This is a genomic window from Sideroxydans lithotrophicus ES-1, assembly GCF_000025705.1.
Taxonomy (GTDB): Bacteria; Pseudomonadota; Gammaproteobacteria; order Burkholderiales; family Gallionellaceae; genus Sideroxyarcus; species Sideroxyarcus lithotrophicus.
Map to the genome: position 1 here is coordinate 2,220,204 of NC_013959.1, position 24,843 is coordinate 2,245,046.

The 24,843-nt window shown below is 58.9% G+C and carries 25 protein-coding genes and 1 riboswitch; of the genes, 14 read left to right on the plus strand and 11 right to left on the minus strand.

Annotated elements, in window-relative coordinates:
* The first annotated feature begins 110 nt into the window (after positions 1-110).
* The 3 genes from SLIT_RS10945 to SLIT_RS10955 all read left to right on the plus strand — a co-directional run bounded on the left by SLIT_RS10945 (position 111) and on the right by SLIT_RS10955 (position 3,006).
* Positions 111-1,925 carry a 3'-5' exonuclease gene (locus SLIT_RS10945; protein WP_013030316.1) on the plus strand — a complete coding sequence of 605 codons (1,815 nt, stop codon included), beginning with the start codon at positions 111-113 and terminating at the stop codon, positions 1,923-1,925.
* A gap of 107 nt (positions 1,926-2,032) precedes the next feature.
* A complete protein-coding gene (locus SLIT_RS10950) occupies positions 2,033-2,533 on the plus strand; it encodes a hypothetical protein (RefSeq protein WP_013030317.1) in 501 nt (166 codons plus the stop codon).
* Between the two features lie 101 nt (positions 2,534-2,634).
* Positions 2,635-3,006, plus strand: a complete 372-nt coding sequence (locus SLIT_RS10955) for a hypothetical protein (protein WP_013030318.1) — start codon at positions 2,635-2,637, stop codon at positions 3,004-3,006.
* Between the two features lie 273 nt (positions 3,007-3,279).
* Here the strand turns inward: SLIT_RS10955 and SLIT_RS10960 are convergent, their stop codons facing one another.
* Together SLIT_RS10960 and SLIT_RS10965 are read right to left on the minus strand one after the other, a co-directional pair.
* Positions 3,280-3,582, minus strand: coding sequence for a HigA family addiction module antitoxin (locus tag SLIT_RS10960; protein ID WP_013030319.1), 303 nt, complete (start codon positions 3,580-3,582; stop codon positions 3,280-3,282).
* The gene (locus tag SLIT_RS10965) at positions 3,582-3,860 is read right to left on the minus strand and encodes a type II toxin-antitoxin system RelE/ParE family toxin (protein ID WP_013030320.1); all 279 of its coding nucleotides are present in this window, start codon (positions 3,858-3,860) and stop codon (positions 3,582-3,584) included. Before SLIT_RS10965 ends, SLIT_RS10960 begins: the two co-directional genes overlap by 1 nt.
* A 193-nt stretch (positions 3,861-4,053) precedes the next feature.
* Between SLIT_RS10965 and SLIT_RS10970 the strand changes: the two genes are divergently transcribed.
* Both SLIT_RS10970 and SLIT_RS10975 read left to right on the plus strand, forming a co-directional pair.
* Entirely contained in the window at positions 4,054-5,472 is a 1,419-nt protein-coding gene (locus tag SLIT_RS10970) for a PAS domain S-box protein (RefSeq protein WP_013030321.1), read from the plus strand.
* A 162-nt stretch (positions 5,473-5,634) separates the two neighbouring features.
* A complete protein-coding gene (locus SLIT_RS10975) occupies positions 5,635-5,964 on the plus strand; it encodes a putative signal transducing protein (protein WP_013030322.1) in 330 nt (109 codons plus the stop codon).
* Positions 5,965-5,992: 28 nt separating this feature from the next.
* On the opposite strand, the gene SLIT_RS10980 is transcribed toward SLIT_RS10975, so the two are convergent.
* A complete protein-coding gene (locus SLIT_RS10980) occupies positions 5,993-6,385 on the minus strand; it encodes a S24 family peptidase (RefSeq protein WP_013030323.1) in 393 nt (130 codons plus the stop codon).
* 205 nt (positions 6,386-6,590) lie between these two features.
* Positions 6,591-6,680: riboswitch (cyclic di-GMP riboswitch) on the plus strand.
* A 103-nt stretch (positions 6,681-6,783) separates the two neighbouring features.
* On the opposite strand from SLIT_RS10980, the gene SLIT_RS15320 reads away from it, so the two are divergent.
* From SLIT_RS15320 to SLIT_RS16125, 5 genes are all read left to right on the plus strand, one after another.
* Positions 6,784-8,160 (plus strand): adenylate/guanylate cyclase domain-containing protein, encoded by a 1,377-nt coding sequence (locus tag SLIT_RS15320; protein ID WP_013030324.1) that lies wholly within the window; start codon positions 6,784-6,786, stop codon positions 8,158-8,160.
* Positions 8,161-8,331: 171 nt separating this feature from the next.
* Positions 8,332-9,570 (plus strand): RNA methyltransferase, encoded by a 1,239-nt coding sequence (locus tag SLIT_RS10990; protein ID WP_013030325.1) that lies wholly within the window; start codon positions 8,332-8,334, stop codon positions 9,568-9,570.
* A 44-nt stretch (positions 9,571-9,614) separates the two neighbouring features.
* Positions 9,615-10,016 (plus strand): phage holin family protein, encoded by a 402-nt coding sequence (locus tag SLIT_RS10995; protein WP_013030326.1) that lies wholly within the window; start codon positions 9,615-9,617, stop codon positions 10,014-10,016.
* Between the two features lie 3 nt (positions 10,017-10,019).
* Entirely contained in the window at positions 10,020-10,682 is a 663-nt protein-coding gene (locus SLIT_RS11000) for a 3'-5' exonuclease (protein WP_013030327.1), read from the plus strand.
* Between the two features lie 30 nt (positions 10,683-10,712).
* The gene (locus tag SLIT_RS16125; protein WP_013030328.1) at positions 10,713-10,862 is read left to right on the plus strand and encodes a hypothetical protein; all 150 of its coding nucleotides are present in this window, start codon (positions 10,713-10,715) and stop codon (positions 10,860-10,862) included.
* Between the two features lie 56 nt (positions 10,863-10,918).
* On the opposite strand, the gene clpB is transcribed toward SLIT_RS16125, so the two are convergent.
* A complete protein-coding gene (clpB, locus tag SLIT_RS11005) occupies positions 10,919-13,504 on the minus strand; it encodes an ATP-dependent chaperone ClpB (RefSeq protein WP_013030329.1) in 2,586 nt (861 codons plus the stop codon).
* A 251-nt stretch (positions 13,505-13,755) separates the two neighbouring features.
* Here clpB and nadC point away from each other — a divergent pair, with 251 nt between their 5' ends.
* The 4 genes from nadC to SLIT_RS11025 all read left to right on the plus strand — a co-directional run bounded on the left by nadC (position 13,756) and on the right by SLIT_RS11025 (position 16,132).
* Entirely contained in the window at positions 13,756-14,601 is an 846-nt protein-coding gene (gene nadC / locus SLIT_RS11010; RefSeq protein ID WP_013030330.1) for a carboxylating nicotinate-nucleotide diphosphorylase, read from the plus strand.
* Between the two features lie 111 nt (positions 14,602-14,712).
* Positions 14,713-15,150 (plus strand): thioredoxin TrxC, encoded by a 438-nt coding sequence (gene trxC, locus SLIT_RS11015; RefSeq protein WP_013030331.1) that lies wholly within the window; start codon positions 14,713-14,715, stop codon positions 15,148-15,150.
* An 8-nt stretch (positions 15,151-15,158) separates the two neighbouring features.
* The gene (locus SLIT_RS11020) at positions 15,159-15,347 is read left to right on the plus strand and encodes a hypothetical protein (RefSeq protein ID WP_013030332.1); all 189 of its coding nucleotides are present in this window, start codon (positions 15,159-15,161) and stop codon (positions 15,345-15,347) included.
* Positions 15,344-16,132: a class I SAM-dependent methyltransferase gene (locus SLIT_RS11025; protein WP_013030333.1), complete on the plus strand. Its 789-nt coding sequence runs from the start codon at positions 15,344-15,346 to the stop codon at positions 16,130-16,132. The genes SLIT_RS11020 and SLIT_RS11025 overlap by 4 nt, the downstream gene beginning before the upstream one ends.
* A gap of 217 nt (positions 16,133-16,349) precedes the next feature.
* Here the strand turns inward: SLIT_RS11025 and SLIT_RS11030 are convergent, their stop codons facing one another.
* The 7 genes from SLIT_RS11030 to SLIT_RS11060 form a co-directional block, all read right to left on the minus strand.
* The gene (locus SLIT_RS11030) at positions 16,350-16,952 is read right to left on the minus strand and encodes an SAM-dependent methyltransferase (RefSeq protein WP_013030334.1); all 603 of its coding nucleotides are present in this window, start codon (positions 16,950-16,952) and stop codon (positions 16,350-16,352) included.
* A 182-nt stretch (positions 16,953-17,134) separates the two neighbouring features.
* Positions 17,135-18,040, minus strand: coding sequence for an AEC family transporter (locus SLIT_RS11035; RefSeq protein WP_013030335.1), 906 nt, complete (start codon positions 18,038-18,040; stop codon positions 17,135-17,137).
* A 65-nt stretch (positions 18,041-18,105) separates the two neighbouring features.
* Positions 18,106-20,316: an O-linked N-acetylglucosamine transferase family protein gene (locus SLIT_RS11040; RefSeq protein ID WP_013030336.1), complete on the minus strand. Its 2,211-nt coding sequence runs from the start codon at positions 20,314-20,316 to the stop codon at positions 18,106-18,108.
* A 38-nt stretch (positions 20,317-20,354) separates the two neighbouring features.
* Positions 20,355-21,725 carry a FecR family protein gene (locus tag SLIT_RS15325; protein WP_013030337.1) on the minus strand — a complete coding sequence of 457 codons (1,371 nt, stop codon included), beginning with the start codon at positions 21,723-21,725 and terminating at the stop codon, positions 20,355-20,357.
* A 27-nt stretch (positions 21,726-21,752) separates the two neighbouring features.
* Positions 21,753-23,114: a surface lipoprotein assembly modifier gene (locus SLIT_RS11050; RefSeq protein ID WP_190272130.1), complete on the minus strand. Its 1,362-nt coding sequence runs from the start codon at positions 23,112-23,114 to the stop codon at positions 21,753-21,755.
* A gap of 263 nt (positions 23,115-23,377) precedes the next feature.
* Positions 23,378-23,983, minus strand: coding sequence for a TylF/MycF/NovP-related O-methyltransferase (locus tag SLIT_RS11055; RefSeq protein WP_223293793.1), 606 nt, complete (start codon positions 23,981-23,983; stop codon positions 23,378-23,380).
* Between the two features lie 182 nt (positions 23,984-24,165).
* Positions 24,166-24,834 carry a response regulator transcription factor gene (locus SLIT_RS11060; protein ID WP_013030340.1) on the minus strand — a complete coding sequence of 223 codons (669 nt, stop codon included), beginning with the start codon at positions 24,832-24,834 and terminating at the stop codon, positions 24,166-24,168.
* Positions 24,835-24,843 lie beyond the last annotated feature (9 nt).

Consider the following 24,843-nt stretch of genomic DNA (forward strand, 5'->3'; position numbering starts at 1 on the left):
CGAGCCGTAGGTACCGGAGTCGAAATGTTGTTTTGCTAAGCTGAAAATTGAAGAAGATCAACTCCGCTACACTTTGCCTCTTTCTTCCACTTAAGTGCTAACCCCATCCCATGTCCACCCTAATCCCCTCCCTTGGCGCCGCCCGCTTCGATGCACGCGGTGAGCTGCGTCTTGCCGAACGCCTGAAGGATTGCCTCGAAGACAACGCCTGGGTGTGGCACAACATCCCAGTCGGGCCTTTCGGCAGGCATCCTGATTTCGTGGCCTTGCATCCGCAGCAGGGCATTGTGGTGCTGGAGGTGAAGGATTGGCGGCTGGATACGATAGGCAATGCGAACAGCAAGCAGGTGGAGCTGATCACTGATCGCGGCAATGTGCTGACTGACAATCCATTCGTGCAGGTGCGCAATTACATGTTCAACGTGGTGAATGCGTTGCAGCGCGATCCGTTGCTGGTGAACGAGGGCGGGAGCTTCAAGGGCAAGCCGGTGTTTTCTTTCGGGCATGGTGTGGCTTTCAGTAACATCACGCGCAAGCAATTTGAGCAGACCGATTTGTGGGAAGTGTTTCCGCCGGAGCGCTGCATCTTCCGCGACGAGATGGCGGAGAAGGTGGATGCCGATGCGTTTCGCGAGCGAGTCTGGCGCATGGTGTCGCCGCGCATTGGGCCTGCGTTGTCTCTGCCGCAGATCGACCGGGTGCGTGCGCTGCTGTTCCCGGAGATTCGCGTTACGCAGATTGCCCTGCCGTTTGATGATCCTGCGAAAACCTCGCCCGCCGATGACCGCTTGCTGGCGGTGATGGATATGCAGCAGGAGTTGCTGGCGCGCAGCATGGGCGAGGGTCACCGCATCGTGCGCGGCGTAGCGGGTTCGGGCAAGACGCTGATTCTGGCGTTCCGCGCCGAGCAGATCGCGCGTGCGGCGAGTCGCCCGGTGCTGCTGCTGAGTTACGCGAACGGCATCTCGGGACGGCTGGAGAATGCGATGCAGGACAGAGGGGTGGAGGACAAGGTGGTCACTTCGACCTTTCATTCCTGGTGCTGGAAGATGCTGCGCACTTACGGGCTGCCGATAGCAACCGAGAAAGAGATTCCCGATTTTTCGGAGCGGCAGGCCGCCAATGTGCAGGCCGTGCTTGATGCCGCCGAACGCGGGCTGATTCCGGGCGGGCAATACGATGCGGTGCTGATCGACGAGGCGCACGATTTCGAGCCGCAATGGCTGGCGCTGGCGGCGAAAATGGTGAACCCGGACACGAAGGCGCTGATGATTGTTTACGACGATGCGCAGGCAATCTACAAAGGGCGCAAGCGCCCGGTGTGGAAGCAGCTCGGTATCGAGGCCGCCGGCCGCACGACGGTGCTCAAGGTGAATTACCGCAACACCGCGCAGATACTGCGCTTCGCGCGCAAATTCGCCGCCGATGTGATCGGCGCACCGGGCGTATGCGCCGGTGACGAGAGCGCGATCCTGATGCCGGAAGACGGCGGGCGCGAGGGTGTGGAGCCGGCGGTGCGCCAGTGCGTGAGCCATGACGGCGAAGCCCATGCGATTGCGGAATGGCTGCAGGGACGCAAGGCCGCCGGCTACCAGTGGGGGCAGATGGCGGTGCTGTATCCCCGGCATTTCATCGGCGAGCGGTTCGAGAAGGTGCTGGCGAAACAAGGCGTGCCGGTGGATGTGGCCAAGGATCATCACAACCGCGTGGAGACGGAACGCGACGCGGTGCGCTTCATCTCCATGCACAACGCCAAGGGTCTGGAGTTTCCCTGTGTGGCGATTGGCGGATTGGGTGAGCTGAAGAAGCCCGAGGATATCGAAGACGATGTGCGCCTGACCTATGTGGCCATCACGCGGGCGACGCATGAGGCATTCATCACTTACTCGAACATGTCGGAGTTGGTGAGCAGGTTGGTGGTGTAGTCCGGCACAATGTCACACCCCGGTTTCCCGCCTTAACCGGCCCGCATCCATTAAACTCTCGCCCTCAAGTCCGTCTCGGACGCACGCTAACTCTGCAAAGGTTCACCATGTACCCCGTTTACGATGTCGATGCCGCCCTGCTGTTGTCCCTCACTGTTGCGGCCAAGCGCCGCCCGGCCGCGCTGGACGAGATCATCACCGCGCTGGCCATGGCCCAGCACGGCGAGATTCCGGCCAAATCCATACTGGTGGACGCGTTTGCGCACATGGGCGTTTGTGGCCTGATCACCGAGGCAGAGGGTGGCTATACCCTCTCTGCTACGGCGCAGGCGATGATGGCGGGGCAGCGCGCCAAGGACGACAGCGCCACCCGGCTGGCCCACCTCAAGCAACAGCTCGCCAACTTTGATCCCAAGGGCAAGCACCCAAGCATTCAGGTCACCCAGGAGCAGTTGCTGGCGGCGATTCAGAGCTACAAGGCGGCTGAACACAGCCACCAGGTCAAGAACATGCTGACCGACAGGCCCAAGGCTAAGAGCAGCTGGATTCCGACCAAGGATCTGGTGCAGGGCAAACAGCACCTGTCCTCCAAACGCCGCAAACCTTAAGTCTGCCAGAGAGACTAAAGGGCACCTCTAAAGGGGCCGGGCTTGGCCGGGCTCGAATAAAATTCCCTGCCACACTGCCAGCCCTTGAATGAAACCACGCCATGACCGAACCCCAAGCCCCCACCGCCCCTGAGACCGAGCGCGGCGTGCTGGTCGCGCTGATCTTCGCCCTGGTGGCGGAGCGTCTGCGTGTGCACGTCGAGCATTCGCAATGGCTCACCCAGGCGCAGGGCAGCACTCTCGCCGCAGACTGGCTGGCGCGCAGCAAGCGCAAGCTGCCGCTCGATCAACGCAAGCACCTTTCCGACTTGAGCGACCAACTGGCGCGGCAGCTTGCCGAATCCACCTCGCGCGAGGCAGGGCTGTATGTCAGCCATGAGCTGCAAGAGGCGTTGGATCCCCGCTACCAGTCCGAGCTGGGCCAGTCTGTGATGGCCGAATGTGCTCGCATGCTGGATGAGAACCCGCAATAACCTTGGGCCGCGAAAATTCGGAGTCTGATTTGGTGTCAGCATCGCAACTGTAGGGGACAACAATGCGCCTGACCTACATCGCCATTGCTCGGGCGACGCATGAGGCATTTGTTACTTATTCGAATATGTCGGAGTTGGGGGGGGTTGGTGGTGTAGCCACCCAAGAAGGTCTGATTCAGTCGTCGCACCGGCGAAGGCCGGTGTCCAGTTGATTAAGAACACTGGATTCCGGCCTTCGCCGGAATGACAAAATCTGAAGTATTAGAGATGCTCTCAAGCCGCCTTGAGTTGCCGGATGTTTGTGTAATCGCCTTCCTGTTCCAGTGTCCACACATCCACAGCTTGTTGCATACGCAACCACAGCCCTGCGCCATTGCCCAGCAATTTGCCCAAGCGGATCGCCATGTCCGGCGTAACCGGACGGCGTCCGTGCAGAATTTCGGACACGGTGCGGCGCGACACGCCCAGCCGGTCGGCAAACTCGCCTTGCGTGATTCCCAGTTCGGGCAATACCACTTCACGCAGCAATGTGCCGGGGTGAGTGGGTGCGCGTTTTTTGTTTCGTAAAGTATCCATCAGTGATAATCCTCCAAGTCCAGTATATAGGCATCGCCGTTTTCAAACTCGAATGTGATGCGCCAATTAGCCGACACTCTCACGCTCCACAAGTTGCGCTTGACGCCCTTCAGGCGATGCAGCCGGAAGCCGGGCAAGTCCAATTCGTTCACCTGATCCGCAACATCAATTGCGTCGAGCATCAGGGTAATACGTGTGGCGTAGTCAGCTTGTACGCCGCTGGCAGTGCCTTTGATAAACAGGCGTTCAAGTCCTTTATGTTTGAAACTCTTGATCATGTCGCATTGTAACCCCGTGAGTTACATTGTCAAATCGCACGAAACATCGGGAATCAACTAAAGAGGTTAGCTTCGCAATGGTTTTGCAGTGAGAGAAAATCAATAACAAAACCTGAGCCAGCCTCTTTTCCCTTGACTCCGACTCATGGCGCATTCAGCATCTCCGCTACTTGTCACTGCATAAGGGACACAAATGCCAAACACCAGCAATGAACATCGCCCCGGGCGGTTTCTGAAATATTCGGCAACGTTGCTGGTGGTTGCGCTGCTGGCTTACGCCGCCTTGCTTGTCGCGCAGTCCTGGCGCGTGGCCAAATCCGAGCAGGCCAGCCAGTTGGCGACGATCGCCGCGCTGAGCGGGAACTCCATCGATATCTATTTCACCCAGTTGCAGATCGGCATGCAGAACCTGGGCGCGGATCTGGTCGTCACCGGCAAGAAGGCTGACCTTGACCGTGCGTTTGCGCTGGTGAGCCGGTTTCAGGGTCTGCACACGGAGCTGGAGAACGTGATGCTGATCCGCGGCGATGGGCAGATATTGCTGACCGGGGAAACGCCTAACCGGCCGGACCTGCCCACGCTCGCCCATGAGCCTGTGTTCAAGCAGATACGCGACGAGTTGCAACAAGGTTCGCCCTTTGCGGTTGGTCGCCCGGTGACGGGGAATATAGACAGGAGCTGGGTCGTCTCGGCACGCTATGCCATCACCGACAAGGCAGGCAAGCTGGCCTACATCATCAGCGCCAACCTGCCGGTGGACATGATGCAACGCTACTGGATGGACGCCATCACCCCCCGCATCACCGCGCTGGGTCTGGTGCGCGACGATGGGTATCTGGTGAGCCGCTATCCCGAGCCGGATGCAGCCAGCCTGGACAAGACCTATGGCAAGCCGGTGACGGGTGCGATGGCCGAGTACCTGCGCGCGAACGACCATCCGCAACAAGGGCAGGTGGAGATACGCGACAACGGCAAGACCACGGGTCTGCTGGTGCTGCGCCGCCTGCAGCACTATCCGCTCACGCTGTATGTCGAAATGCCGGTGACGGAGATCAAGGCGGCATGGTGGCACGATATGCATGCGCCCTACTTCCTGATGGCGCTGGTGCTGGCGTGTGCGTTCGCTTTTTATGGCCTGCGGCAACACCGCCGGGCCTGGTCTGAGGAAAAGCGCCGCGAGGAACTGCGCCACCACTACGAACATGCCCTGCGCGTACGCAGCCCGAACGAGATCTTCATGTTCGATACCGGTACCTTGCAGATCACCTACGCAAACGACCGGGCGCTGGATGACCTGGGCTATGCCCTGGAGCAACTGCAACAGAAGAGCATCCTTGCCCTGCATCCGCAATCGGGCATCGAATCGTTTGGCGTGAGGCTCGAACAGTTGCGCCGCGGCGAGCAGGAGTCGATCACTTACCAGACCATCCAGGTGCGCGCGGATGGCAGCAACTATCCGGTGGAGGTGAACCTGCAACTGATCAAGTCGGAGGGTGATGGCGAGAGATTCCTGGCCATCGTGCATGACATCTCCGCAATCAAACTGGCCGAGGACAATATTGCAAAGTTCAATGCGCCCGTCGAACGGCGTGCTGGCAGGAATAATCAATGAAGCACCGAATAAGTCGTCACACCGGCGAAGGCCGGTGTCCAGTTGATTGTATACACTGGATTTCGGCCTTCGCCGGAATGACGGCTACTGCAGTCTAGTCGAGTAGAGTGTGCAGGCGCGCCCTGCAACTGCCGAGAAACTTGGATCTTTTAAGGTGCCCATATGCAAAGCGTATTTGAAGCTTCCTCCGGGCTGGATGCCCACATGGTCCTGAACCTGCTCGAACAGCACGGCATCTCGGGACGTATCGAAGGGGAGTATCTGCAGGGCGGCATCGGCGAGCTTGCGGCGATGGGCTTTGTGCGCGTGCTGGTCGCAGAGGCTGATCGCGCCGAGGCGATGCGGATAATCCGCGAGTGGGAAGCGATACAACCAGCGGAGGAAACGGCCAAACCGGAAACGAGCGCCTCTATCTCACTGCGCATCTTCGTTGCCGGGGTATTTGTGGGGGCGGCGCTGATGTATTGGTTGCTGAAGGTGTTCGCCGCCTGAGGGTGCCGCATGGCGAACGGATGCCGGGTCAGTGGGCCGTTTGCGTGTCGTAGTATTTGACCGACTTGCGCGAGCCGGGCTTCTTCTTGTGGGTGACCACGCCCTTGATCGTATCCAGTCCGGCGATGGCGATATCGGGATAAGCCGGGTTGAGCGCATGCAGCTGCCAGCCGCCATGGTCGCCGCGCCTGAGCTGGCGGAAGATGAATTCCTCGTTTGCCTCGCCGACCACGAACGAGCCATCCGATACCGGCGCGCCCATCTCGATGACCAGTATCTCTCCCTCGGTGAACTCCGGCGCCATGCTGTCGCCCAGCACCATCAGTGCGACGATCTCCTTGCCGGAACAGGCGCTGTCGTTCATGGCGTCTTCCTGCGAGGCGGCAACGACGGGGATGTTGATTGGCTTGCGCGTATGCATGAGCAGAGCTCCCGAATTCAAGGGTCGGATGATAGCGCCAAACCTGTAGCGGATGAACACACTCACAGCAGGGGCTAGTCATGCGTTGCCCGGGCGGCTGCACTGCTGTCTTTGCGGTAGCCGGCGGGCAATTATTGCAGAACTGTAATATCCCTTTAACTTGCTTGCCTTTTCGGAAGAAACCGGATGATAATGACCTCCAGCAGTAAACTAATAGCAAACCTATTGAAAGGTAGGGACGCAAAGTTTCCGGTCTAAGGGGTCTGCAAAGCCCTATGACAGCGGGATTGCCGGTAGCCACCGCCCTTGGAGTGGTTCCCGTTAGTACCTTAGCTCAGTCCAGCCGAAAACCTTGTGTCTCTCCTGTCCGATAGAGCGAGCGGATACAGGAGGGTTTCATGCAAGCAAATTTCAAGAGTCGCGACGTCTGGCTTCTGGTCATCGTTTCGCTGATGGCGTTCGGCGCCAACCTTCCCGAAAGCGTGTTTGGGAACGTGATCGATCGCAACCTGTTGCTGGCCGCACTGGCGGTGACGATCTTCATTGCCCTGTTCCGCTACCTCAGGCTGATGCTGTTCCTCACGGTCTCGGTATTGGCCATCGGCGCGAACCTGCCCGACCAGCTGGCTACCCAGTTCGGCATCAGCCGTACCGCGTTCATCATAGCCTCGGGTGTGCTGGTGGTGATTGCCTTGCTGTACAAGCTGTATGACCGGCAGAAGGCACTACGCAAGGCGGTTGCCGAACAAAGCTACGCTGGATTGCCGGGAGCCGAAGCAACGGGAGTGCAAATGGCGGTCAGCCACCTGCGCGATACCCTCGAATCCCGGGCGTCGGTCCTCGCCGCCATCTCGAACGGCGATTTTGCCGCTTTGCATCAATTGCTGATCTCCGATGTGGAGGTCAATTTCAGCCAGGACGGGCAGATCCCGATCTTCCTTGCCATCGAGAAAGGCAATGTGGATGTCGTGCTGCTGTTGCTGATCCACGGTGCAAAACTCAGGATCAAGAACCACCTCGGTCTGTCGCCCATCGACGTGGCCTTGAAACTCAGGTTCGCGCGCATCGCCAAGATCCTGCATTACGCCGATACCCAGAACATGGCCATCCAGAATCGCGCTGTCTATTCGGCCCAGCAGACAAGGAAGATGGCGGTCCTGTTCGCCGACATCTGCGGCAGCACTGCCTTGTATGACCAGATGGGGAACGAAGCGGCGCTGAACATGATCACGAGCACGCTGAACCTGCTGAAACAGGAGGTCGCCAAGCACAAGGGCACCCTGATCAAGACGATCGGCGACGAGATCATGTGCACATTCCCGAATGTCATGCTGGCGGCCAAGGCTGCCCGCGCCATGCATCTTGCGATCGACACGGAAAAGCCCGGCGGCGAGCTTCCCATCGCGGTCCGCATCGGTCTGCATTTCGGCGATGTCATCCTCAAGGCCAACGACGTGTTCGGCGACACCGTGAACGTCGCTGCACGCGTCGCATCGATCACCAGGGCACAACAGACCTTGACCACGCAGGATGTCATCGATGTCCTGCCTGAAGAATTCGATGGCAAGGTGATTCCCATCACCCGCGCATCATTCCGCGGCAAGCAGGATGCGCTGGCGGTGTTCCAGTTGCTCTGGGAACCGGAAGGTTCGCTGTCGAACCGGATAGGCGATGAGACATTGCGCAAACTGAAAGCGAGCACCGAGGAAACTTCCACCATGGAGCAAAGCATCCAGTTCTCACGCAGGATAGACCTTGCAGGAACAGTCAGCTAAGCGAATCACGTGCCCTGCCCGGATAGCCCTGACGAGAAAGCCCGGCATTGCCGGGTTTTTTCTTTGCCATAGCTGCACCATGTAGGGCAGTTCCATTACCTGGGTTAAAATGTTCACGGATCCCCGGTCGTTATTTGCATACCATCTTTGATACACGCTTTTCGCTCTCCCATGCGCATCTCCCATCTCCGCCAACGCCTGTACGATCTCGGTGCCAAGCCGTGCCACGAAGACCGTCTGCTGCGCGGCTGGAGCCAGGTGTGCTCGTACGACAGGAAGGGCAGCCCGGCCGAGACGTTCTTTCCGCTCGCATTGCGCAATGAGTTGCCGGGCATCGAAGCGGAACTGGATGGGCTGGCCCGGCTGAAGAGCGAACACCCGGACACCCTCACCCTACCCCTCTCCCAGGGGGAGAGGGAACTGAATCGGCATTCTGATAATGAGAAAGTAGCGCGCTTGCTGATCGAGCTGCACGACGGCCAAATGGTGGAAAGCGTGCTGCTGCCGCGCGGCGGGCTGTGCGTTTCGACGCAGGTGGGATGTGCCGTGGGCTGTGTGTTCTGCATGAGCGGCCGCGACGGTTTGCTGCGCCAGCTCGGCAGCGCCGAGATCGTCGCGCAAGTGGTGCTGGCACGCAAACGCCGCGCGGTGAGCAAGGTGGTGTTCATGGGCATGGGCGAGCCTGCACACAATCTCGACAACGTGCTGGAGGCGATCGAGCTGCTGGGCACGCAAGGGAACATCGGGCACAAGAACCTGGTGCTTTCGACGGTGGGCGATCTGCGCGTGTTCGAGCGTCTGATGGAAGGACTGACTCACAAGCCCTCACCCCAACCCTCTGGTGGAACTACTGACCATTCGACTAGGCCATCAGAAAACAATGGCCAAGTCGCTGGTCATCCCGCTTGCGGGAGAGGGGGCAACCGTGAAAGGCAATCTTCAATTGCTGCGGTGAAACCGGCACTCGCGCTTTCGCTGCACACCACCGATGAGGTGCTACGAACCAGGCTGCTGCCGCAGGCACCGCGCATTCCCGTGGAAGAGCTGGTGGAACGTGCCGAGATATATGCGCGTGCCACCGGTTATCCGGTGCAATACCAGTGGACGCTGATCGAGGGCGTGAACGACAGCGACGCCGAGCTTGCGCGCATAGTCCAGCTGCTCAAGGGCAAGTACGCGATCATGAATTTCATCCCCTTCAATGAAGTCGACGGCCTCACCTATCGCCGCCCCTCGGGCGAACGCATCGCGGCCATGGCTTATGCATTGAACGGGCAAGGCATCTACTCCAGGGTGCGCGATTCGGCAGGACAGGAGATCGAAGGGGCGTGCGGACAGTTGCGCGCGCGGGCCGCGAAAACAAGGGAGTCCGCATCAAACATTCGCGGGCAGATTCTGCAGCGCGCATAATACGGGCCCATGCACTGTCTTAAGGCAGGCAACTTCAGTACATCATGAACGACATTTTTCTTTTTCTGATCCATCTGGGCATCACCGCGCTATCGCTGTGGGTGGCCAGCTTCATCTTCCGCGGCATCAAGTTCGCCAACACGGGCTCGCTGACCATGGCGGCGCTCCTGCTGGGCCTGGCCAACGCCTTCATCAGGCCGATCATCATCGCGTTGACCATCCCGCTGACGGTCGTCACCTTCGGGTTCTTTCTGCTGGTGATCAATGCGCTGATGATGATGTTCGTTTCATCGGCAGTGCCCGGATTCAAGGTGTCCGGATTCTGGACGGCATTCTTTGCCAGCATCTTCATCGCAGTACTGAGTTTTTTCGTCGGATTGTTCATCTTCCAGTCTGGCGATCATCCCATCCTCGTTCCTGCACAGCATGGTCTGACCTACACTTGATGCATGCATAAGGCCGCCCCGACCAAGGATGAGATCGCGCTGCTGGAGCCATTTGCCGGCCTCACGCTGGAGCGTATCCATGTACCGACCAGCACCCCGGAGTTCGCCTCCGCCGCTGCCGAGATCAAGGCAGCGGGCATCGTCGGGTTCGATACCGAATCCAGGCCGACGTTCGTCACCGGCGATGTGAGCGAAGGGCCGCACGTGGTGCAGTTCGCCCTGCACGACAAGGCTTACCTGTTCCAGGTGCATCGGGAGGACGGGCTGCCGTTCCTGGTCGAGTTGCTGCAGTCGGATGAAGTCATCAAGGTCGGCTTCGGCCTCAAATCGGACAGCGGACATATCTTCAACAAACTGGGCGTGAGATTCGGTGCGGTGGTGGATCTGAATACGGTGTTCAACATGAAGGGCTACCGCAAGGAGATGGGTGCCCGCGCGGCAGTGGGCCTGGTATTCAACCAGCGCTTTGCCAAGTCTAAGAAGATCACCACCACCGACTGGTCGCAGCCTCGGCTCACCCATCAGCAGATACTGTATGCGGCGAACGATGCCTATGCAGCACTCAAGGTGCTGGAGGCGCTGAACCTGCCGCGCGCGGAGCTGCCGATCATGGGTTCGAACCAGCCCGGACGCCATTCACAAGGTCAAAATATTGGAGTAGCATGAATTTTCCTTAACACGATAAGGAGTTCGATCATGCCCCACACACACCACTCAAGCAGGGACAAGGACGCGAAGAAGAAGCCGCTGATGACGGCGAAGGAAAAGAGGATGGCCAAACATGCCAAGAAGCATCAACAGGAAGCCCAGCCTCTGATCACCCCCGAAATGACGCCCCATCATTAGAACAGCTTCCATTAAAAAAGCCCGGCGCTGCCGGGCTTTTTCTTTATTGCGGCTGCTTACGCCTTGTCGAACTTCATCATCCCGCCCTTGCAGTCCACCTTGATGGTGTCCTTGGCGGCGAAGTGGCCTTCGAGGATCTGCTTGGCCAGCGGGTTCTCCAGTTGCGCCTGGATGGCACGCTTCAGCGGACGCGCACCGTACACGGGATCGAAGCCGGCGTTGGCGATCTCGGCCAGGGCTGCGTCGGTCACGTCCAGCTTCATCTCCATCGCAGCCAGGCGTTTCTCCAGGCCGTGCAACTGGATGCGCGCGATGGACTTGATGTTCTTCTCGTCCAGCGCGTGGAACACCACCACCTCGTCGATGCGGTTGATGAACTCGGGACGGAAGTAGTTCTTCACCTCGCCCATCACCGCCAGTTTCACCACCTGGTAGTCGTCGCCTTCCATCTGCTGGATCATCTGGCTGCCCAAGTTGGAGGTCATCACGATCACGGTGTTCTTGAAATCCACGGTGCGCCCCTGGCCGTCGGTCATGCGGCCGTCGTCCAGCACTTGCAGCAGTACGCCGAACACGTCCGGGTGCGCCTTCTCCACTTCGTCGAGCAGGATCACGCTGTACGGTTTGCGGCGTACGGCTTCAGTCAGGTAGCCGCCTTCCTCATAGCCGACATAGCCGGGTGGCGCACCGATCAGGCGGGCGACGGAATGCTTCTCCATGAATTCGCTCATGTCGATGCGGATGAGATGGTCTTCCGAATCGAACAGAAAGTTGGCCAGCGTCTTGCACAGTTCGGTCTTGCCCACGCCGGTGGGGCCGAGGAACAGGAACGAACCATAGGGACGGTTGGGATCGCTCAAACCGGAACGCGAACGGCGGATGGCGTCGGACACCAGGCGCACCGCCTCGTCCTGCCCCACCACGCGCTCGTGCAGCTTGTCTTCCATCTTGAGCAGCTTGTCGCGCTCGCCCTGCATCATCTTGCTCACCGGGATGCCGGTGGCGCGGCTCACCACTTCGGCGATCTCTTCGGCGCCGACCTGGGTGCGCAACAGCTTGTTCCTGGTGCCTGTACCTTCGGCTTCGCGCTGCGCGGCTTCCTTCAATTTGGCTTCGAGTTGCGGCAGCTTGCCGTACTGCAGCTCGGCCACCTTCTCCAGCTTGCCTTCGCGCTGCAAGGCAACCATCTCGGCTTTCACATGGTCGATCTCTTCCTTCACGTTGGCCGCGCCTTGTGCCGCGCCCTTTTCCGCCTTCCATATCTCTTCCAGGTCGGCATACTCGCGTTCCAGTTTCCTGATCTCGTCCTCGATCAGGCCCATGCGTTTGCGCGAGGCTTCGTCCTTTTCCTTCTTCACTGCTTCGCGCTCGATCTTCAGCTGGATCAGGCGACGGTCGAGTTTGTCCATCACTTCCGGTTTGGAGTCGATCTCCATCTTGATGCGTGCGGCGGCCTCGTCGATCAGGTCGATGGCCTTGTCCGGCAGGAAGCGGTCGGTGATGTAGCGATGCGATAGTTCGGCCGCGGCGACAATGGCCGGGTCGGTGATCTCGACGCCATGGTGCAGCTCATATTTTTCCTGCAGACCGCGCAGGATGGCGATGGTGGATTCCACCGATGGCTCGTCCACCAGCACCTTCTGGAAGCGGCGCTCCAGCGCGGCATCCTTCTCGATGTACTTGCGGTATTCGTCCAGCGTGGTGGCGCCGATGCAGTGCAGCTCGCCGCGTGCGAGCGCCGGCTTGAGCATGTTGCCCGCATCCATCGCGCCTTCCGCCTTGCCTGCGCCGACCATGGTGTGCAGCTCGTCGATGAACACGATGTTCTTGCCTTCGTCCTGCGACAATTCCTTGAGCACCGATTTCAGGCGCTCCTCGAATTCGCCGCGGTATTTAGCACCGGCCAGCAATGCCGCCATGTCCAGCGACAGCACGCGTTTGCCTTTCAGAGTCTCCGGCACTTCGCCGTTGATGATGCGCTGTGCCAGGCCTTCGACGATCGCGGTCTTGCCCACGCCGGGTTCGCCGATCAGCACCGGGTTGTTCTTGGTGCGGCGCTGCAGCACCTGGATGGCGCGGCGGATCTCGTCGTCGCGGCCGATCACCGGGTCGAGCTTGCCCTGGCGGGCGCGCTCGGTGAGGTCCATGCAATATTTCTTCAGGGCTTCGCGCTGGCCTTCAGCTTCTTGCGAGCCGACCGATTCTCCGCCGCGCACGGCGTTGATGGCCTGTTCCAAAGGCGCACGCGCAACACCGTGCTGCTTGAGCAGGCGGCCGGCTTCGCCCTTGTCGTTGGTCAATGCGAGCAGGAACATCTCCGAAGCAATGAACTGGTCACCGCGTTTCTGTGCTTCCTTGTCGGTGAGGTTGAACAGGTTGGACAGATCGCGCCCGACCTGCACTTCGCCGCCGTGGCCCTCTATCTTGGGCAGGCGGTTCACGGCGTCATTCAGCGCAGTCTTCAACGCGTTGACGTTGCCCCCCGCGCGCGCCAGCAGCGAGCCTGCCCCGCTGTCGGCATCGTTGATCAGGGCCAGCAGCAGGTGCTGCGGCTCGATGAACTGGTTGTCGGCGCCGACGGCCAGGCTCTGTGCATCGGACAGGGCTTGCTGCAGCTTGGTGGTGAACTTATCGAAACGCATATCGGCTCCTTCAAAAAGACCGTCTCACAACTACTACGCTTGGTGATACTGCGTCGGAGCGCGGCTCGAAATCCTCATGTATACCCATACATTCCGGTTTCTCACCCCTCTCCGCCTTGTCTGACCTGCGCTCGTAACGTTGTGCGAAGGTCTTTTGGAATATCTGACTGCAGGGTAGATGGGGCGACTCGCTGCAATTTCAAGCCCGCGTGGTATCCCTTATACTACGCCATCATCCAACGGGACGTCACATGCCACACCTCAACCTTGCTCCGCATATCCGCGCCAACGTCCGTGCAGCGCTGGCCGAAGACGGTTATGACCACGACCTCACCGCACAGTTGATTCCGGAGCATACGCAGGCTCATGCCACTGTCATCACGCGCGAAGCCGCAGTGCTGTGCGGCACGCTGTGGTTCACTGAGTGTTTCCTCACGCTCGATCCGGACTGCAAGATAGCCTGGAAGCTGCAGGAAGGCGATCTCGCCGAAGCGGGCCAGACACTGTGCGAGATACGCGGCGATGCCCGTGCGATGCTCAGCGCGGAACGTCCGGCGCTGAATTTCCTGCAGACGCTTTCTGCCGTGGCCAGCCAGACGCGGCGCTACGTCGAAGCGGCGCAAGGCACGCAGGCCAGGATCATGGATACGCGCAAGACCTTGCCCGGCCTGCGCATGGCGCAGAAACATGCGGTGAAGGTGGGCGGCGGCTTCAATCAGCGTATCGGTCTTTTCGACGGCGTGCTGGTCAAGGAGAATCACATCGCCGCGGCAGGGGGCATCAGCAAGGTGCTGGAGCATGCCTTCCAGATCACGCCGCCGCACATTTCCATCCAGATCGAGGTGGAGACGTTGTCGCAGCTGGACGAGGCGTTACTGGCCGGCGCGAAGCTCATTCTGCTAGACAATTTCTCGCTCGCCGACATGCGCCTTGCCGTGGGTCATGCCGCAAAGCGCGCCGAACTTGAGGCTTCCGGTGGTATCACGCTGGAGAACGTGCGCCTGGTCGCCGAGACCGGCGTGGACCGGATATCCATCGGCGCACTGACCAAGGACATCAAGGCCATCGATCTGTCGATGCGCATCTCCCTCCCCTGAGTTCCTGGCAAGCGCCTTGTCCTTCAGCCGCTTGCGACATTTTTTCGCATGCCCCTTGAAATTTCGCTGACCGCCAAATATATTAGAATCTACTAATTTACTGAGGTAATCATGAGCGATCCCAAACATATCGTCTGCCCGCATTGCGATGCGGTGAACCGTGTCCCATCGGACAAGCTGGCCTCGCAGCCGACCTGCGGCAAGTGCAAACAGGCGTTGTTCACCGCCCATCCGGTCGAGCTGAACGCCACCAACTTCATGCAGCACATCTCGCGCAGCGATGTTCCGGTGCTGGTAGACTTCTGGGCACCCTGGTGCGGGCCGTGCCGTTCGATGGCGCCCGCCTACGAACAGGCCGCACAACGCCTCGAACCGGGCATGCGCGTGGCCAAGCTCAACACGGAAGAGGCACAGCAGCTCGCCGCACAGTACAACATCCGCAGCATCCCGACGCTGGCGGTATTCAAGGGCGGACGCGAGTTGGCGCGCCAGGCCGGAGCAATGGACGCGGCGAACATCGTCGCGTGGGCGAAGTCGAAAATCTTATAGGAATATATATGAAGCGAATTTTGCCCCTGATCGTCGTCCTGCTTTTGGCCGCATGCGGCGAGGATCCATATCGCGGCCTGTATGACGGTATCAAGAGCAACAACGATGCGAAACGCACGCCGACCGAGCGTGCAAACTCGCCGGCACCGAGTTACGACGAATACAAGAAAGAACGGGACTCGGAATCGGCAAAATGATGTCGACGAACACGGATCATTTCACGCCGCTCGCCAGGCAATACGCTTCGTTCCGCCCTTCCTATCCCGAAGAACTGTTCGACTGGCTGGCCAGCATCGCCCCACTGCGGCAAATGGCATGGGATTGCGGTGCCGGCAACGGACAGGCGACAGTTGAATTGGCTGCTCGCTTCGAGCAGGTGCTGGCTACCGACATCAGCGCTGCACAACTGGCTGCCGCCCCGCCGCGGGCCAATGTTGAATATCGTGCGGCGCCGGCCGAGGCCAGCGGTTTGCCGGCGCAATCGGCGGATCTCGTCACCATCGCCCAGGCCTTGCACTGGTTCGATCTGCCGAAATTCTATGCCGAGGTGCATCGGGTATTGAAACCGCACGGGGTCATCGCTGCCTGGGGCTATAACCGCCTGCGGATAGACCATGCCGGGCTGCAACAGGTGCTGGATCGCTTCTACGATGAGACCATAGGCGCATATTGGCCACCGGAGCGCTTGCACGTGGAGAACGGTTACCGCGACCTGGCATTCCCATTCGCCCGCATCGCCTCACCCGAATTCGCCTTGCACAAGGAATGGCAGCGCGAACATCTGCTCGGTTACCTGCGCAGCTGGTCGGCAGTCGGCAGGTTCCAGGCCGCACTCGGCTTCGATCCCGTCGACGAACTCGCCGAGGAGATCGGTGCGTATTGGCGCGAAGGAGTGGTTTACCGGATCGAGTGGCCACTGTTCATGCATGTCGGCCGGGTGGATCAGGGAACACCGGAATTACTGCACTCGTGGATCGCATGACGCAACCACCGAGCCGGGGACGGTCGCCAAGCGCAAACTTGTGTTGCACGAACCTGTTGACACATATTAGCGTTTCATAATATTCTAATACCCGTGGCGAAAGCTGCTGCACGTTTCACCTCCCTGAGCGTGCAGTCTTAACTAACCCCTTTGTTAAGACCCTCGCCCCTGACCTATCGGTTCAGGGGCATTTTTTTGTCCAGTGTGGCGGCCCAGCCTAAACTTTTCTGCGCGCAGCCAGGTCGATCAGCGCCGACATGCCGTTGTGACCTGCACCTTCGTTGATGATGCCGTCATGTTCGCGCAGATGCAGGATGTCCATGTCGGCGAACGCATCGCGCAGCATGGGCTCGGTGTAGAGATTCTCCGCCTGCGACGGGCCGCCGGTCCTGTATTCCAGCTGTCGCGGCGTGTAGCCCTGCAGCAGCAACAGACCTCCCGGTTTGAGGCAGCGCTTGATATGGGCGAACATCTGCTCGCGCAAGCCGGGCGGTGCGAACTGGATGAAGATCGCCACCACCACATCGAAGCGGCTATCGCCCCATGCCCATGCAGCAAGATCGGCCTGCTCGAACCGCACCTTCACGCCGCGCTCCTGCGCCAGCTTTCTTGCCTTGTCCAGGGCGACGGACGATGAATCCACCGACAGTACGTCCAGCCCCTGCCCGGCCAGCCACACACCGTTGCGTCCTTCGCCATCGGCTACGGCCAGACACGACATGCCCGGCTTCAATAAGTGTTTTTGTGTGACCAGAAAGGCGTTCGGCTCGGTGCCGAAGTGGTAGTCCTCGCCTGAGTAACGTTCGTTCCATATGCTCATTTGCATCTCCAAAATTTCAAATTTGCGAGCATCCGCTTCGCGGATTGCCTGCTTACCCCACTTCGTTGCAATACTGCGTTACTCCCCAAAAAATTACTCCTTACATACTCAAATGTATGCCGCGTCGCAATTTTTTGCTCGCGCCTTGTCTTGCCTAGAACTTTGAAATTTTGGAGACGCACTTATACTGATTTCCACAGCCACCACCACGCACCAAGCGTGAAGAAAGAGATGATGATCCCAACCGCCACCATCACATTCACCAGTGGCGGGTCGAGGTCGTGTTCGTTGGCCACGATGGCGGCAGCGATCATCGGCGGCATGGCGGCTTCGAACAGGGTGACTTGCATGGCCTGACCATGCGCGCCGAGCACTTGCACATAGAGCAGGTAGATCACCAGCGGTGCAAGAACAAGTTTGAAAACCAGCCCCAGGGCAAGGTTGCGCTTATGCTCGGCGACGTGCCCCAGGCGCAATTGCAGTCCAACCGACAACAATGCCAAAGGGGCGAGCGTGTCGCTCAGGCGTTTCAGTATCACCGTTGCCCATCCGGCATACTCGACCGGGATCAGCAGCAAAGCAATGACCAGCGCGATGAACGGCGGGAACAGCACGATGCGTTTGACGATCTCTGCCGCTGTCGGGCGACCCGATGAGTAGATACCCGCCACCGTGATGCCGAGCACCGAGAGCGCAAAGAACGAGCCCAGCTGGTCGACGATGATGGCCGTGGGTATCCCTGCATGGCCGTAGAACGCCTCGACCATCGGTACCCCGACGAACGAGGTGTTGCCCAACCCTCCGAGCAGCATCAAGGCACCCGTGGTGGCTCGCGGCAGATTCAGCCAGCGCCCCATCAACCAGAAGAAGCCCGCCGAAAGACCGAACAACAGCCAGGGCATCGCCACGATCAGGAACATATCTGTCGAAACATGCAGTTCGTGGATGTACAGCAGCGTCAGCGCGGGCAGCGAGACATGGATGATGAAGTTGTTGAGCGTGGCAGGCGCGTTTTCCGGCATGCGTTCGAAGCGGCGCAGCAGCATGCCGGCAATGAAGCAGAGGACGAGCAGGATCAGATTGTTCATAGCTTGTCATTTTGACACAGGCGGCCTTTTTTCAGGCAATGTCAAAACGACATAACCCTGGCATTTCAAGTTTTAAGAGATGGCTGATGCCTTGTTGAATTGCCGGATTCGGGAGATCGCAAGTCGGCGACCTGGAACGACTCCGGCGCCAGTCCACTCTGGTGGCGTTGCCACATCGCCTGGTAGGCGGACTCCAGGTTGCGCACTTGCCGTTCGGTGTCGAATAGTGTCGCGGACAGACGACGGTTTGCCAGCCTTTCCCTGACCTGAGCCAATTCGTTCGCGTGGGTGGCGAGACGATATGCGCATTCTTCATATTGCTGCGGACTGCCAGCGATCATCTCTTCCAACCCGATGGCATGCAACAGGCCGGAGGCAACTCGCGACGCCATGGTTACTCCGGGGCAGGTCAATACCGGCAATCCCGCCCAGAGCGCTTCGGCCGCAGTGGTCTGGGCATTGTAGAACGCCGTGTCCAGGAACAGGTCCGCCATGCGGTAGCGCGCAAGATATGTGGCATGGGGTGCCTGGTTCGCGAACACCAGTCGATGCGGCTCCACGCCGCGCGACTCGGCCTCACGGCGCAGATTGGCCTCGACCTCTGCGCTGCTTTTATACAGCCACAACACGCTGCCGGGCACACGTTTCAGCAAACGCATCCAGATGTCGAGATCCACTGGCGTGATCTTGTAGCTGCTGTTGTGGCAGCAGAATACGAAGCCATGCGCGGGCAGGCCCAGTTCCTCGCGCGTGAGCTGTTGCGGGGATATCTGCAGCCGGTTGTCGAACAGGAAATAACTGTTGGGCAGGTAGGCGATCTTTTCGGCAAAGAACCTCGCAGTTGTTGCCGCAGGTACGACGACCGGATCGGCCATGAAATAATCGATGAAGTCTGCACCGGTCGTCTGCAGCATCCCCAGATAGCTGGCCTGCAGCGGGGCCGGGCGCATGGCGAAGATCTCGGGACGGGAGAATCTCGTATAGCCGGCCAGGTCGATCAGGATATCGATGCCATCGCGATGGATGGTCTCGGCGGCTGCGCGGTCGTCCACTCCGCTGAGCTCCCGGAACACATCGCAGCCTTGCTCGATGTCGCGCCGGACTTCGCTGTTGTCTCCCGGATGCAACGAATAACCATAGACCTCGAACCTTTCCCGGTCGTGCAGTGCATACAGGCGACGCGTCACTGTGGCGATCGGATGGCTCCTGAAATCGGGCGACACATAGCCTATCCTCACTTTGCCGGCATGTTTTGTTTCATGGGCAAATGGCGGGAAACTCGCGACCTTTTCTGCGATCAGCACTGCAACGTTCTTTGCGAGCTCCAGGCTGGCATCGCCGGAAATCGGCAATGCACCAGCACGAAAAGCCAACGCAGGCTCGGCCATCTTTTCCGTCTGTCCCGATGAATGTCCGACCTGGTGACCGAAGTCGGCCACCAGGGCATTCCAGTTGCCCCAATCGCAGACATCCAGCCGTGCGGATTCCTTGAGCAGGTAGATCACTTCGGGGGTGAATTGATGCAGCTCGGCACCTGTCGATACGGCGGCATTGCGCATGAACTGGTCAAATGCTGCGGGGTCGATAACCTGCGTGGTCAGGAATTCCTGCCGCGCCCGATCGAATCGCTTCAGCATGGCAAGTGCAAGCCCGGCGGAGAAGTGAGCCTTGGCAGAACGAGGGTTAAGTGCAACAGCGCGTTCATAGGCAGCAAGCCCCTCTTCCCAGCGGCTCAAAGCCATCAGGGACTCGCCCAAGTTGAACTGGGCGTGTTCCCATTCCGGGTACAAGCCAACCAGACGCCTGTTATTGTCCAATGCGTCTTGCAGTCGTCCCAGTCTGATCAGCATGCTGCCACGATTCAGCAGTGCAGACGCAAATTCCGGATGATGCCTGAGCGCCAGATCGTACCGCTCAAGTGCCGCGTTTTGATCGCCCATCCGCTCCAGCACGATACCCATATTCAACAGCAATTGCGCATCCGCCGGAGCCAGATGCAGGGCCTTGCGGTAGACACTCAACGCCTCCTGCGACCGCCCAAGGTCACACAGTACTGCCCCCTTGGCACATCTGGCCTGGATATGACGCGGCTCTATGGAAAGTGCGCGTTCCAGCGCCTGCAATGCGGCTTCCAATCTATTGGCCTGGTGATTGCATGCACCTAGCAGAAACCAGGCATGTGCATCGCGGGGAGTTTTTTCACACTGCTCGACAAGCAGCGGCAATGCCTGTTGTGCATTGCCCCGTTCCAGCAGAAGTTCGGCATGACTCAGCATGCTGTGAGCACCCCCGAGTTAAATGAAGAATCGGGAAGTTAATTCTTCGCGAAAGCCGCCACACCCTGAATGTGATTAGCTGTGAGGTTATTGGTGATCGAGTAGGACAGCCCGGCTCGCGACGCGCTGGCTCCGGCAAAGAACCCGTTGACTGACGTGGAACATCCTGCTGTGCAATTGGTCAGGTTGGTGTAATTGGTGACCCCGGCAAAAGTCGCAGTGCCCGGTGTTATTGTCAGTGCGCCATTGATCCCGTATGTATTGGTTGAACTGTTCGCCACTGTCATGTTCACGCCGACCTGTCCTGAGGTCGCAGCGAAATTAACCGCGAGAGTTCCATTCACACTATACCCGGTCGATCCATCCGTAGCTGTCGGACTGGTATAGCCCATCAGGCTGTAGGTTGCCGTGCCTGTTGTCGGCATGGCTGCGGTGGGAATACCGATCACGTAGTCGAAGACGCCGGTCAAAGGGTTCGGTGCTGCGGTTCCTGCCGTAGTGCCGACCCAGCGCCCCCAGCCGATGATGCCGTCAGTCGCGGAAAAGGAGACCGCGGCTCCGCCAAGCGATCCGGTTTGCGGCGCTCCGTTAACATCGATCCAGTTATATTGGGTCAACTGGCTGGCGCCACTGAAAAGGGCGGTGACGCCGGTCAGCAGATTGGTACCGAAGGCAGCAGCCGTTGTCGTATACGCATCGGCCATCGCATAGCCAGGCCCCGACGGCAGACTGATCAAAGCCAGGCTCCCCGAGTTGTCGCGCTGGTCAGCCACCGTGAAAGTCGGCTCCTGCAACCCGTTCGGCGGCGTAAGCGGCTGCTCGGTAGTGGGCACCGGTGCAGTATTGAAGTTCGCCACATAGGCCGCATTGCCGGCCGTGACCACCAGCAGCCCGCCGTTATTGTTCAGCGAAATCGCTCCTTCTCCGACGTTCACGAACAGGCCGTCATCACGCAGCGCCATGTTGTATCCGGTACCGCGGATGCCGAGGGTGGCCGCCGGTGTCTTGACCCGGTAAGTGTCCTTGTTGAGATGGCCGATCACGCCGGTGATCGCCCTGAACCCGCCTTTCAGCAGGCTGAAGAAACCCTTTTCCTCGCCATCCGCCTTGCCCTTGTAGTTGAATTCATCCACCCGGAATACGGTACCGGGTTGCAGCGAAACGAAACCGCCGTCGGCAAAACGCACCTGTGCTCGCGCACCCGCCGCAGTGTTGATCGTCTCGCCGGAATTGATCTCGGTGCCTTTGTAGACCGGATGCCGGCTGCCATTTGCTGCGATCGCCTCCACATTGCCGATCGTGAAATCCACACGACCGGCAGCACAATATGCCGTCACCGGAAAAGCCGCCGAGATCGTGGCCAGCAACATCGCCTGCCGGGTCAATTTGAAACGCTCTTGAGGGGTCATGTCTTCTCTCCTCTATGCCGACACAGGTTAATTGAAGTCGCGGCGCAGACCGACACTGAATATGGTGCGCTTGTAGTCATTGATGACGATGTTGGATTTGTTCTTGGTGTAGCTGATCTGGGGGGTGAGCGTCCAGAGTTTGGCCATCTCATAGTTGACGCCCACTTTCAGGTCTGCCTGGGTGTCTTTGCGCGTGACCAGGAACAACGGGTCATCACCGCCGTAATTGCGCGATTCGGCGCTCAAAGAGCCGAACAGTTTAGCCTGCGCATAGATATTCATTTCGCCGCCGACTCTCATGCCGAAGAGCTTATGGCCGAGATAGGGTACGCCGGATTGTTTCTCCTTTTCCGTGCCCGCATAGGCGCCGAAATAGACGGCTGGCGTATATTCGCCGCCCAGCACGCTGGCATAGGCCACACCAAGCACATAGCGGTTGGCATCGCGAACCGACTGCCCGGGATACTTCAGGTTGGTGTACTGGAAATAGCCGCTGGCCTGGCTGCTTCTCTGGCTCAGGTCATGCTGCCACTGCAGGGTCATGCCGGTGCCATTCCGGTAACGCTTGTTGTCGACATCGAAGCTCTGCAACTGCAGGGCGGCGGAATAGCTGTCTTCCGCCTTGGTCAGATTGAAGCCGACATTGCCGTCCAGGCCACGCGTGTTGAAAACGGACTGTTTCGAGTTCAGGCGCTGGTTGACGTTCGCACCGCCGAATATCGACCATTCGGCATCCAGGGCATGACGGACATTGGCGCCACCGCTGACATTCGCAAAGGTGGCCCTGGTCTCAATGCCGCTCGCATTCAATGTCGCGACCGCACCGCCAAAAGCGGGGATCGCAACCTGGTTGCTGCCGGTCGCACTGTTGACGTTGCTGTCGCTACCCACGTCCGCTTCGAGATAACCGCTCAGCATCGTGGCTTCACCGCCCTGCCCCTGATTGATGGCATCAAGGAACCGCTGGATGGTGGCATTCACTTCTTTGGGCGGATTCTGGCTCTGGACCGTTTCGAATTCCTGCTTCGCGGCTGCCTTTTCGCCGACGGCCAGATATGCCCGGGCGATCTCGGCGCGCGCCTGCAAGTGGTTGGGTCTTACCGCAAGCACGCGCTCCAGCGCAAATATCGCCTCGTTCGGTTTGCCGCTGTCCAGGGCGGCGATACCCAGCAAATAGTCGTAATCCGGATCCCCGGCGCGTATGGATTGTTCCGGCTCCAGCAACAGGTAGGCGTCTTTCGACTTGCCGGATTTGATCAGATTGGCTGCGTCCTGCAGCAACTTCTGCCGTTCGATGGCTGCCGACTGCTGCGTCGATTCGGCAGTTCCCGCCGCGGCGGCGGTCTTGATTCTTTCATTCTGATTGATGGCGTCTTGAGCATGTGCCATGCCCGCCGCCAGCACCAGCCCAGACAACGCCCAACATGGCAATCTTGCGAATCTCATATCCCCCCCGCCCAATATCACAGCACATTGCAGCATGCGAGTACCACCAATCCAGGGCAAGCCGCTCCAGTTACGATGGAACCACTTGATAGAAAGACCAATCACGTGGCAGAGATTACATCCATCTTTCCCAACTATCAAACACGATCGATTACAAGGGAAAACGCAATTCCAGTGAATATGGATTGATTCTGACTCATTTGCGGTCAGGCATGTTTGATCACTATGCCCTGGCCCGTCGGGATTTCCAGGATGGAATGTCCGCGTTTTTCCATGAATGCCAGTTCGGCCTTCATTTGATTGACATTGCAAGTCCAGCCAAAGTCGTCCAGCACGATCATGCCTCCGGGAACCACTTTGTCGAACAGATGTTCCAGCGCCAGCATCTCGGCCTGCTCGGAGTTCATGTCGATATGCAGGAAAGCGATCTTCTCTGGAGCTGCCACTGAAAAAGAGTCCGGCACGATGCCACGGACGATCTTCACGTTGGCATATCTGGAGAACTTTTTTTGGACCTCGCCATAGATTGCTTCCGAGTCATATTGCGTATAGTCCCAGGTCCGCCGCTCCTGCTCGGTCGAAGTTTTCTCCGGCAGTCCCGCGAACGTGTCATAGAGGTATGCCTGGCGGGGCAGATTCCCGAAGTCGAGATACTTCAGCAACACTTCCGAGCAAAACCCCTTAAATACTCCGCATTCGACGAAATCTCCGGCGACATTCAAGGCATTCTTTGCCGCCCAGACCAGCGTATGCAGACGCCATACCAGGCTGCTCTCCTGTTCGTTCGTGACGGAATCATAGAAACTCGACATGAACCTCTGGTCATTCCGGAACGACAGATTCCGCCACAGGCATACGATCATGTCATTGCAATAGAATTGCCCTTTATAGATATCCTCTATTGTGGCGAGTGCCTGCTGCAAGTCCCTTTCTCTGCCCTTTGGGATTCCATAGAACATGGTTCATACCTCTTAATGTCAGGCGACAATCCAGGTTAACTTACGCGCGATGAGACCAGATTGATGGCAAACAGGGTGAGCTGGTTGCCGCTATCCAGATTGAGCTTCTTCTTGATATTGGCCTTGTGCGATTCGATGGTCTTGATGCTGCGCACCAGTTTGGCGGCGATCTCGCTGGTTCCCATCCCCAGTCCGACCAGGTGCAAGACCTCGAGCTCCGTGGGCGACAGATTGGCCACCGGCGAATCGCTCTTCTGGTTACCCATCATCTTTTTCAGCATGCGCGAATGCATCTGGTCGCTCAAGTACAGGTCGCCCTGCAGTATCTTGCGCATCGCATGCAGCAGCACATCGGTCGCCATCTGCTTCATCAGATAGCCGCGCGCACCGGCCTTCAGCGCCGCTTCCGCATAGATGGACTCATCATGCATCGACAATATCAGGATCGGCAGATCCGGAAACAGGAACTGGAATCGCCGCACCAGTTCCAGACCGGATGCATTGTCCAGCGAAATGTCCACGATGGCGATGTCATGCTTGCAGGCACGATTGACTTCAACCGCCTGTTCGATGTTCGCCGCCTCGCAACAGGCATGAAGGTCCGGCTCCCGATTGATCAGCATGAACATGCCTTGCCGGATGATGGCGTGGTCGTCCACCACCATCACTTTGGCTTTTCGATCTGCACTGAATGGGTATTGCATATACTCCTC

Excerpts from the sequence above, each read along its gene's own strand:
- SLIT_RS10980 (WP_013030323.1), bottom strand. The coding sequence starts at position 6,385 with ATGCATACGCGCAAGCCAATCAACATCCCCGTCGTTGCCGCCTCGCAG.
- SLIT_RS11035 (WP_013030335.1), bottom strand. The coding sequence starts at position 18,040 with ATGAACAATCTGATCCTGCTCGTCCTCTGCTTCATTGCCGGCATGCTG.
- SLIT_RS10995 (WP_013030326.1), top strand. The coding sequence starts at position 9,615 with ATGAACGACATTTTTCTTTTTCTGATCCATCTGGGCATCACCGCGCTA.
- SLIT_RS16125 (WP_013030328.1), top strand. The coding sequence starts at position 10,713 with ATGCCCCACACACACCACTCAAGCAGGGACAAGGACGCGAAGAAGAAG.
- SLIT_RS10950 (WP_013030317.1), top strand. The coding sequence starts at position 2,033 with ATGTACCCCGTTTACGATGTCGATGCCGCCCTGCTGTTGTCCCTCACT.
- SLIT_RS10990 (WP_013030325.1), top strand. The coding sequence starts at position 8,332 with ATGCGCATCTCCCATCTCCGCCAACGCCTGTACGATCTCGGTGCCAAG.
- SLIT_RS11050 (WP_190272130.1), bottom strand. The coding sequence starts at position 23,114 with ATGGCACATGCTCAAGACGCCATCAATCAGAATGAAAGAATCAAGACC.
- SLIT_RS15325 (WP_013030337.1), bottom strand. The coding sequence starts at position 21,725 with ATGACCCCTCAAGAGCGTTTCAAATTGACCCGGCAGGCGATGTTGCTG.
- SLIT_RS10965 (WP_013030320.1), bottom strand. The coding sequence starts at position 3,860 with ATGATCAAGAGTTTCAAACATAAAGGACTTGAACGCCTGTTTATCAAA.
- SLIT_RS10945 (WP_013030316.1), top strand. The coding sequence starts at position 111 with ATGTCCACCCTAATCCCCTCCCTTGGCGCCGCCCGCTTCGATGCACGC.
- SLIT_RS11040 (WP_013030336.1), bottom strand. The coding sequence starts at position 20,316 with ATGCTGAGTCATGCCGAACTTCTGCTGGAACGGGGCAATGCACAACAG.
- trxC (WP_013030331.1), top strand. The coding sequence starts at position 14,713 with ATGAGCGATCCCAAACATATCGTCTGCCCGCATTGCGATGCGGTGAAC.
- SLIT_RS11060 (WP_013030340.1), bottom strand. The coding sequence starts at position 24,834 with ATGCAATACCCATTCAGTGCAGATCGAAAAGCCAAAGTGATGGTGGTG.
- clpB (WP_013030329.1), bottom strand. The coding sequence starts at position 13,504 with ATGCGTTTCGATAAGTTCACCACCAAGCTGCAGCAAGCCCTGTCCGAT.
- SLIT_RS10955 (WP_013030318.1), top strand. The coding sequence starts at position 2,635 with ATGACCGAACCCCAAGCCCCCACCGCCCCTGAGACCGAGCGCGGCGTG.
- SLIT_RS11055 (WP_223293793.1), bottom strand. The coding sequence starts at position 23,983 with ATGTCGAGTTTCTATGATTCCGTCACGAACGAACAGGAGAGCAGCCTG.
- SLIT_RS10970 (WP_013030321.1), top strand. The coding sequence starts at position 4,054 with ATGCCAAACACCAGCAATGAACATCGCCCCGGGCGGTTTCTGAAATAT.
- SLIT_RS11030 (WP_013030334.1), bottom strand. The coding sequence starts at position 16,952 with ATGAGCATATGGAACGAACGTTACTCAGGCGAGGACTACCACTTCGGC.
- nadC (WP_013030330.1), top strand. The coding sequence starts at position 13,756 with ATGCCACACCTCAACCTTGCTCCGCATATCCGCGCCAACGTCCGTGCA.
- SLIT_RS11000 (WP_013030327.1), top strand. The coding sequence starts at position 10,020 with ATGCATAAGGCCGCCCCGACCAAGGATGAGATCGCGCTGCTGGAGCCA.
- SLIT_RS10975 (WP_013030322.1), top strand. The coding sequence starts at position 5,635 with ATGCAAAGCGTATTTGAAGCTTCCTCCGGGCTGGATGCCCACATGGTC.
- SLIT_RS11025 (WP_013030333.1), top strand. The coding sequence starts at position 15,344 with ATGATGTCGACGAACACGGATCATTTCACGCCGCTCGCCAGGCAATAC.
- SLIT_RS11020 (WP_013030332.1), top strand. The coding sequence starts at position 15,159 with ATGAAGCGAATTTTGCCCCTGATCGTCGTCCTGCTTTTGGCCGCATGC.
- SLIT_RS15320 (WP_013030324.1), top strand. The coding sequence starts at position 6,784 with ATGCAAGCAAATTTCAAGAGTCGCGACGTCTGGCTTCTGGTCATCGTT.
- SLIT_RS10960 (WP_013030319.1), bottom strand. The coding sequence starts at position 3,582 with ATGGATACTTTACGAAACAAAAAACGCGCACCCACTCACCCCGGCACA.